The sequence below is a fragment of the Micromonospora sp. NPDC049559 genome (assembly GCF_040676675.1).
Taxonomy (GTDB): domain Bacteria; phylum Actinomycetota; class Actinomycetes; order Mycobacteriales; family Micromonosporaceae; genus JBFAPK01.
This window is the reverse complement of the sequence record NZ_JBFAPK010000045.1, coordinates 66,100-75,010: the sequence shown is the minus strand read 5'-3', so window position 1 is coordinate 75,010 and position 8,911 is coordinate 66,100. Positions and strand designations below refer to the sequence as shown.

Here is an 8,911-nt window from a genome sequence, read left to right as displayed (position 1 = left end):
AGCCCGCCAAAAATTCCTCCGTTCCTGCGAGGGGGCCCCCACCGTCGACGTACTGGGTTCGGCCCCCGGGGTGGCGGCGGGGCGCCGGACCGCGCCGGGGGAGACCGGGTGGTCCGGCCCCCCGGCGACGAGGCTCCCGCCCCGGGGCGGGAGCCTCGTCAGGCGGCGACCGCGCTCAGCGGTCGGTCGTCGACCCGAGATGGACGTACCGGTCGTCCGCGTCCAGCACCAGGCTCGCCGGCCACTGCTGCCAGGTGCGGCCGAGCCCCCGGTGCTGTGGTGATCCCTCGTGGACGAAGTTCCGGACGCTGGCGATCATCAGATCCGACAGCCTCAGGCGTCCGGGCTGGTTCTGCCGGCTGAAGGCGTACGAGAACACGTTGCGCCCGAAGTTGCCGAACACGAAGGGCAGGTCGATCGCGTGTACCGCGCCGTACACCTGGTCGAACGGCGCGGGCTCCTGGTTCCAGTCGAACCGGTAGTGGTAGAGCGACCGGTTCCCGCTTCGTGCCAACGCGTTCAGGGAATCCCGGTTGATGCCCGTGAAGACGGACTCGGTCAGTGCCCCGGCGGCGTCGTTCCAGCCCTGGGGCTTGTCCACCGGAAGGTATTCGTCCTTGAGCAGGTCGGAGGCGGTCAGGTTGCCGGGGTTGTCGGGATCGAACAGGTACTGCAACGTGAACCGGTCGTAGTCGCTCGGCTTGTGCGCGCCGATGGAACTGCCGAACAGCTTCCCTTCCTCGAGGGTGTTCCCGGCCAGTACGGGTACGTCGCGGTCGACCCCCGACCCGAGCACGGCGTACGGGTCCGCGGGGATCACCGTGCCGTCGGCGATGACCGCCGGCGTCGCGTCGAGTTGGTGCCGCACGAGCACTCGCACGAGGTCGTCGGCGGAGAGCGAACGCAGCAGGTCCATGCCGCTTGAGTCCGACGCGGGGTAGTCGCTCTTCGCGGCCTGCATGACACGGTCGGCGTAGGCCCGCGCACTGGCCACACTCCGGGTGCTCAGGCCGCCGCTGAGCGGGATCGCCTTGTCGACCATCGCGCGGGCCAGCGGGGAGACGAGCAGGGACCAGACGTTCACCGCACCCGCCGACTGGCCCATGACGCTGATGTTGTCGGGATCGCCGCCGAACCTTCCGGCGTTCTGGTCGACGAAGCGGAGCGCGTTGACGAGGTCGAGCGTGCCGAAGTTGCCGGACGCCGACAGCGGGTCGTTGCCCAGGCCTTCGGTGTTCAGCCAGCCGAAGATCCCCACCCGGTAGTTGACGGTGACGACCACGGCCTCGGCGCGCCTGGCCAGCTCCCGCCCGTCGTACATGGGATCCGCGGAATAACCGACGACGTTGCTGCCGCCGTGGATGAAGAACACGACGGGCAGGTTGCGCTTCGGCGTCGACGGACGGAAGACGTTGAGCGTCAGGCAGTCCTCCTCGCCGACCGGCTGCTGCAGCCCATCGCGTACCGCCAGGTCGTAGAACGGCCCGTTCGGGGACGGGCTGAAGAAGCGGCCCGGCTGCGCGCATCCGGACCCGTACCGCTGGGTGTGCCGGACGTCCGTCCAGGGCCGGTGCGGCTGCGGCGGTCGCCATCGGAGCTCGCCCACCGGCGGCTCGGCGTAGGGGATTCCGAGCCACGAGTACGTCCCGTTCGACCGGCTCTCGTCCCGCCCGACGATCGGACCCAGCGTCGTGCGGACGAGGGTCGGGCTCTTTCCAGGCGGGACCGCGTGGTCCTTGCCGGGCTGGGCGGTGCCGTCCCTTCCGGACTGGACGGTGCGGGCGGACGCGCTGGCGGACGGCATGGCGGTCAGGGCCGCGGTCGCGAGGACGATGCCGAGGATCGGCCGGAGCAGGGATGACGTCGTGCGACGGCGCCCGGCCGGTTCGCGGACGACGGCCCCGGACGGCATAGCAGGCATTGGCACTGCCTCCTTGATTCGAGCGTGGCACGCGGTGTCGCAATACCGCACCTTCGTTGCCACCGCGTGCCAACACTGTTACATGCATCACTTGGCCGTGCAAGGGCCGGCCGCCTACCCGCGCGCACCGTCGGCTCGGGCCCGCCGCGGCTCGTCGGCGGCGCGCGACCTTGAGTGATCGCTCAGGCCAAAGGGGAGTCCGCGCCGTTCCTCGGTGCCTGAACGTTTCCGCTGTCGGCCCTTGCGGGCCCTTGTGACCCATGGCACAGTGTTGGCACTCAGTGCCGTCTCTGCGCGGCCTGGCGGCACAGCGTGCTTAGGCAGGAGGTCCGCAATGAGTCAAGTGCTGCGAGTTCGAGGAAGATCGAGGCGATTCCCGGCGGGGCTGGCGCTCGCCGCCACGTTGGTGGGCGCGACGGCGGTCCTCGGGCCCACGCCGGCCACCGCCGGGACGGCCACGGCCCCGAGATGCGCGGAGTTGACGGGGGCAGAGATCCCGGCGTCGGCGATCAGTCTGCCGACCAGGGGCGGCCGCGTCGGCTCGGCGGCCCTGGTGACCCAGACCGTCAGTGGCGAGACCATCGAGTACTGCAGCGTCGGTGCGGCGCTCTTCCCCGTCGATACCTCCGCGCCGGAGATCAGGCTGCAGATCGCCATGCCGGTCGGCTGGAACCGCAACGCGATGATGTTCGGCGGCGGCGGCTACAACGGAACGATTCCCAACGTCACCCAGAACGTGCCGTTCGGACGGGCCGACCAACCGACGCCCCTGGCCCGCAGGTACGTGACGTTCGCGAGCGACTCCGGCCACCAGGCCGGCCCCGCGGGGTCCTTGGACGGGTCCTTCGGCATGAACGACGAGGCACTGCGCAACTTCGCCGCCGGCGACGCGCTCAAAAAGACCCGCGATGCCGCCGTGTACCTCATCCGTCGTGGCTACGGTGCGGCGCCCGGCCGAACGTACTTCGCCGGCGGCTCGACGGGCGGTCGTGAGGCCCTGATCGTCGCGCAACGGTGGCCGGAAGCCTTCGACGGCGTCATCTCCGCCTACCCTGCCTGGAACAACACCGCCGAGGTCCTGTATCTCGGATACCTCGCGCAGGTGATGTCCCGTCCCGGCGCATTCCCCGGGCCCGACAAGCAGACCCTCCTCTACGACAGCGTCATGGCGGCGTGCGACGGGCGGGACGGTCTCAAGGACCGGCTCATCTCGAACGTCGAGGGCTGCGACTTCGACCCTCGGACGCTCCGCTGCCCCGAAGGCGCCGACACCGGCCCGACGTGCCTCTCCGATCCGCAGATCGCATCGGTGACCGCCGCCTCCGCGCCGTTCGGTTGGCCGTACCGGATCGCCAGCGGCGAGCGGTACTACCCCGGATTTCCCCTCCTCTCGGGCGCCGACATGAGGACGCCGGTCCTCGGCTTCGGCACCTCCGCACCCGCCAACCCCATGCCCGTGACGAGTGGCTACGGGATGCAGTACTGGGACCAGTGGGTGAAGTACTTCCTGACGAGGGACCCGAACCACAACTCCCTTGATGTCGACCCTCGGCGGCCGGGGAAGTGGCTGCCCCGGATCAGCTACCTCTCCACCATCCAGGACCGCAACAACCCGGACCTGCGTCCCTTCGCGCGTTCCGGCGGGAAGCTGCTGCTCCTCCACGGCTCCGCGGACGAACTGGTCTCCCACCGCTCGACGAACGACTACTACCAGCGGGTGCTCGACACGGTAGGGCCCCGGCAGACACAGGAGTTCATGCGGTACTACCTCGTGCCCGGCGCGAACCACGCCAACGTCGGCGCGCCCGCGTTCGCCGCCAACTGGGACTCGCTCTCCGCGCTCGAACGTTGGGTCGAGGACGGGCGGGCGCCCGTCGACCCGGTGGCCGTGGACGGCAGGAGCGGCAGAACGCTCCCGCTCTGCGAGTACCCGCGCTGGCCGAAGTACCGCTCGGGCGACCCCGACAGCGCGCGGAGCTTCGTGTGCGCGCGTTGACGTCACCCGACGACGACGAGTTGGGCGGGCGGGCCGACCCTGGGCCCGTACGCCCCGTGACCAGCGGCGTGGAGCCGCGCGAACCGTGTGACCGAGAAGGGACTGACATGCCTCGACCACCAGCGCGTGCGACGCGCACGACCCGCCCGGCCGGGGGTGGCCGGCGTGCGCCGCGCACCGCCTCCCCGGCCGCGGGTGCCCGGCCCCGGCGGGCCACCGGGAGCCCGCGGGTCGCTCGGAAGGAAGCCGGGTGACGACGAGCGGTCGAGTGGCGTTGCGCACGCGGGCGCTCACGAAGGTGTTCCGCGGCTTCCGCGCGGTCGACTCGGTGGACCTGGAGGTCCGCGAGGGAAGCGTGCACGCGCTGGTGGGCCCCAACGGCGCGGGGAAGACCACCCTGTTCAACCTCCTGACCGGCTTCCTGGCCCCGACGTCCGGGGCGATCACGGTGTTCGACGAGGACGTCACCGGCCAACAGCCCGAGCAGGTCGCGCGCCGTGGTGTGGCCAGGTCGTTCCAGATCACCAGCCTCTTCGAGACCCTGACCAGCCGCGAACACGTGGAGCTCGCCCTCCAGGGGCGCACCAGCCAGGGGTTCCGGTTCTGGCGGTCGGAGAAGCTGCTCGGCCGCAACCGCGCCCGGGTCGACGAACTGCTCGCGCAGGTGGGGCTGACGCCGCTGGCGGAAAAGCCGGTCGGACTGCTCGCCTACGGGCAGAAGCGCGCGCTGGAGCTGGCACTGGTGCTGGCGCTGGACCCACGGGTGATGCTCCTCGACGAGCCGACGGCCGGGATGGGACTCGAAGACGTCGACCGCACGATCGAGCTGGTCCGGCGCATCGCGGCCGGCCGCACCGTGGTGTTCGTCGACCACAACATGCACGTGGTCGGCAGCCTGGCCGACCGGGTGACGGTGCTGCAGCAGGGCAGGGTCCTCGCGGAGGGCCCCTACGACGAGGTCCGCAACGACGAACGGGTGATCACGGCTTACCTGGGGGAGGCGGACCATGCTTGAGGTCACCGGTCTGCAGGCGTGGTACGGCGAGGCGCAGGCGCTGCACGGCGTGGACGTGCGCGTGGGGGAGGGCGAGGTCGTCACCCTGGTCGGGCGCAACGGCGCCGGCAAGACCACCCTGGTGCGGTGCCTGATCGGCCTGCACCGGCAGGTCGGCGGTACCGTCTCGTTCCTCGGCCGCGACGTCACCCGCATGCCGGCCCACCAGCGGGCCCGCGCCGGCATGGGCTGGGTCCAGGACGACCGCGGTATCTACGCGAGCCTCACGGTGGAGGAGAACCTGCTGCTCCCGCCCAAGGTATCCGACCGGGCATGGACGCTGGAGCGGGTCTACGACGTGTTCCCGGTGCTCGCCGAACGCCGCAGGGCGGCGGGGACCACGCTGTCCGGTGGGGAGCAGCAGATGCTGGCCATCGCCAGAGGGCTCCGGACCGGTGCCCGTCTGCTGCTGATGGACGAGCCCTCCGAGGGGCTGGCCCCGGTGGTCGTGGCCCGGATCGGGGCGATCATCCGCCAGATCAAGGCCGCCGGCGTCGGGGTGCTGCTCATCGAACAGAACGTCAAGTTCGCGGCCACCGTGGCCGACCGGCACTACCTGCTCGGCCAGGGCCGCATCGTCGAGACCCTCGACAACGCCGACTTCCGCCGGCGCGAGGGCGAGCTGCTCAAGCACCTCGGCATCTGACCGGTCGACCGGCGAGGCGACACATCCCATACGACACGAGGAGAACCACCATGAAGAGCAAGCGGATTCGGGCCGGGGCCGCGGCCATGAGCGGGCTACTGCTCCTCGGCGCCTGCGGTGAGGGCGGACCCGGGGGGTCGGGCGGTGATTTCACCAACGGAAAGCTCGTTCTCGCGGTGCTGAACGACCAGTCCGGCATCTACAAGGACGCGTCGGGACCCAACACCGTCAAGGCGGTCAAGATGGCGGTGGCCGACTACAAGAAGAAGTACGGCGACAAGGCGGTCGTCGACGACATCGAGGTGACGTCGACCGATCACCAGAACAAGCCCGACATCGCCAACACCAAGGCGCAGGAACTGTACGAGCGCGGGGGAGCGGACGTCATCCTCGACGTGCCGACCTCGTCCGCGGCCCTGGCCGTCGCCAACCAGGCGAAGAAACACAAAAAGATGTTCATCGACGTGAGCGCGGCGACCACCGAACTCACCGGCGCCCAGTGCAACAAGTACACCCTCCAGTGGGCCTACAACACCTACATGCTGGCCAACGGCACCGGCACCACCGTCACCGGGAACGGTGACAAGAACTGGCACATCATCTACCCCGACTACCAGTTTGGCCAGGACATGACCAAGTCCTTCACCGAGGCGATCGCCAAGGCGGGCGGCACGGTGCAGGGCACCATCCCGACGCCGTTCCCGAACGACAATTTCGCCACCTTCCTCACCAAGGCCGGCAGCACCAATCCCGACGTGATCGGTACCATGCAGGCCGGCGGTGACCTGATCAACGTGGTCAAGCAGTTCAACGAGTCGGGGTTGAAGGAGAAGGGCATCGACCTGGCCGTCGGCCTGATGCTCATCACCGACATCCATTCCCTGGGCGTCGACCAGTTCGCCGGCACGATGTTCACCGACGCCTGGTACTGGAACATGGACGCCGAGTCGCGCGCCTGGGCGGACCGGTTCCGCGACGAGACCGGCACCCGACCGACCTTCGAGCACGCCGGCAACTACTCCGCGGCGCTCCAGTACCTGGAGGCCGTCCAGGAGGCCGGCACCGACGACGCCGACGCGGTCGTCGGCAAGCTCGAGGGCAAGAAGATCAATGACGTGTTCCTGCGCAACGGCGAGGTCCGCGCCAAGGACCACCTCGTCATCCACGACGCGTACCTGGCCCGCGTCAAGGAGCCGTCGCAGGTCAAGGAGGACTGGGACTACGAGGAGATCGTGACGACGATACCCGCGGCGAAGGCCTTCGCTCCCGTCGAGGCGTCCACCTGCTCGATGTGAGCGGCGCGGTCCGGTTTCGTAAGCCCCGGGCGCCCCGCGGCGCCCCGGGCCAGCACCGGGAAAGGAACCCATGAACGCAGTGCTGCAGTACGCCGTACAGGGCCTGGCGGCCGGCAGCTTCTACGCGCTGGCCGCGCTGGGACTGGCGATCATCTTCGGTGTCCTGGGCGTGGTGAACTTCGCCCACGGCGCGTTCTACATGCTCGGCGCGGTCACCACGGCCGTCCTGCTCGACACCCTCGATCTCACCCTGTGGTGGTCGCTGCTGGTGGTGCCGGTGCTGATGTTCGTCTTCGGCGTCGTGGTGGAGCGGTCGCTCGTGCGGTGGCTGCTCCGGCTCGACCCCCTCTACAACTTCCTGCTCACCTTCGGCCTCACGCTGGTCCTGGTCGAGTTGGTCAAGCAGAGGTACGGCGTCTCCGGGCTGCCGTACAAGCCGCCGGGAGCGCTTCAGGGACGCGTCGACCTGGCCGGCGTCGTGCTGCCGCGCTACCAGCTCTTCGTGTTCCTGTTCTCCGTGGCGGTCTGTGTGCTCGTCTGGCTGGTGATGACGCGGACCAGGGTCGGCATGATCGTCCGCGCGTCGACCGAGAAGCCCGAACTCGCCCGCGCGCTGGGCATCAACGTCGGCCGCTGGGTGACCCCGGTCTTCGGCTTCGGCGTCGCGCTCGCCGGCCTGGCCGGCGTGCTCGCCGCACCGTTCCGTGCGATCACGGCCGACATGGGCAACAACTTCGCGATCATTCTGTTCGCGGTCGTGGTCATCGGGGGCCTCGGTTCGATCGTCGGCGCCGTGGTCGCGGGCTTCATGGTCGGCCTGGTGGAGGCGTTCGGTCAGGCCTACGCCCCGACCTTCGCGCAGATCCTGATCTTCGTCCTGATGGGCCTGATCATCCTGGTCCGCCCCGCCGGCCTGTTCGGACGCAAGGAGGCGACGGCATGACCCAGTTGGTGGTCACCCCGGCCCCGGTCACCACCGGGACCTACCCGGCCGGCACGGCGGGCAACCCGAGGCTGCGCTGGATCCTGCTGGCCGCCGGTCTGGCGGCGGCGCTCGCGCTGCCCTGGTTCGTCTACCCGCCGGTGGCGATGGACATCGTCGCGATGGCGCTGTTCGCGATCGCCCTGGACATCCTGCTCGGCTACGCGGGCCTGCTGTCCTTCGGGCACGCGGCGTTCTGGGGCAGCTCGGCCTACGTCACCGGTCTGATCGCGACCCACTACGGCGTACCGTTCCCCGTGGCCGTCGTCGGCGGCGCGCTCTTCGCGATGGTCCTCGCCCTTCCCGCCGGATATCTGTCGGTACGCCGCTCCGGAATCTACTTCGCGATGGTGACCCTCGCCTTCGGGCAACTGGTCTACTTCGTCGGGTACCGGTGGAGCGGCCTGACCGGCGGCGAGAACGGGCTGCAGGGCGTACCCAGGAACTTCTTCGGCATCGAACTGGTGGAGACCGAGTCGTTCTACTTCTACTACGCGGCCCTGCCGATGCTCCTGCTCGGCATGTGGGCGGCCTGGCGAATCGTGCACTCCCCGTTCGGACGGGTCCTGGTGTCGATCCGCGACAACACCCAGCGAGCCCGGGCGCTCGGCTACGAGGTGGAGAAGTACAAGGTCATCGCCTTCGTGCTCTCCGCCGGACTGACCGGCCTGGCCGGCGGCGTGTTCGCCATCAACCACGGCTTCGTCGCGCTGACCGAACTCCACTGGAGCACCTCCGGCGAGGTCGTACTGATGACGGTGCTGGGCGGCATCGGCACGCTGTGGGGTGGGATCCTGGGCGCGTTCCTGGTCGTGATGCTCGCCGACTACCTCGCCTCGTCCGGCTTCGACGGCATCGACCTGGTCACCGGCGCGGTCTTCGTCCTCGCGGTGCTGCTGTTCCGCCGGGGAATCTGGGGCACCGTCAGTCGGCAATGGCTGGCCTGGCAGCAGCGCCGGACGTCGTCGCGCCGCACTCCGGGCGGTGCCGGCCCGACGAAGGGCGGGCCGTGAGCCG

At 69.7% G+C, this 8,911-nt stretch carries 7 protein-coding genes; 6 read left to right on the top strand and 1 reads right to left on the bottom strand.

Annotated features, from left to right (window positions below; genetic code table 11):
* Positions 1-175: 175 nt before the first annotated feature.
* On the bottom strand, positions 176-1,921 hold the full coding sequence (locus AB0J86_RS33685) for a carboxylesterase family protein (protein WP_363861726.1): 1,746 nt from the start codon (positions 1,919-1,921) through the stop codon (positions 176-178).
* Positions 1,922-2,399: 478 nt separating this feature from the next.
* Between AB0J86_RS33685 and AB0J86_RS33680 the strand changes: the two genes are divergently transcribed.
* The 6 genes from AB0J86_RS33680 (at position 2,400) to AB0J86_RS33655 (ending at position 8,907) form a co-directional block, all read left to right on the top strand.
* A complete protein-coding gene (locus tag AB0J86_RS33680) occupies positions 2,400-3,917 on the top strand; it encodes a tannase/feruloyl esterase family alpha/beta hydrolase (RefSeq protein WP_363861725.1) in 1,518 nt (505 codons plus the stop codon).
* 250 nt (positions 3,918-4,167) lie between these two features.
* Positions 4,168-4,932 (top strand): ABC transporter ATP-binding protein, encoded by a 765-nt coding sequence (locus AB0J86_RS33675; protein ID WP_363861724.1) that lies wholly within the window; start codon positions 4,168-4,170, stop codon positions 4,930-4,932.
* A complete protein-coding gene (locus AB0J86_RS33670; RefSeq protein WP_363861723.1) occupies positions 4,925-5,617 on the top strand; it encodes an ABC transporter ATP-binding protein in 693 nt (230 codons plus the stop codon). The genes AB0J86_RS33675 and AB0J86_RS33670 overlap by 8 nt, the downstream gene beginning before the upstream one ends.
* A gap of 50 nt (positions 5,618-5,667) precedes the next feature.
* Positions 5,668-6,912 carry an ABC transporter substrate-binding protein gene (locus AB0J86_RS33665; protein ID WP_363861722.1) on the top strand — a complete coding sequence of 415 codons (1,245 nt, stop codon included), beginning with the start codon at positions 5,668-5,670 and terminating at the stop codon, positions 6,910-6,912.
* Positions 6,913-6,982: 70 nt separating this feature from the next.
* Entirely contained in the window at positions 6,983-7,855 is an 873-nt protein-coding gene (locus AB0J86_RS33660; protein ID WP_363861721.1) for a branched-chain amino acid ABC transporter permease, read from the top strand.
* Entirely contained in the window at positions 7,852-8,907 is a 1,056-nt protein-coding gene (locus tag AB0J86_RS33655) for a branched-chain amino acid ABC transporter permease (RefSeq protein ID WP_363861720.1), read from the top strand. The genes AB0J86_RS33660 and AB0J86_RS33655 overlap by 4 nt, the downstream gene beginning before the upstream one ends.
* The last annotated feature ends 4 nt before the right edge of the window (positions 8,908-8,911 follow it).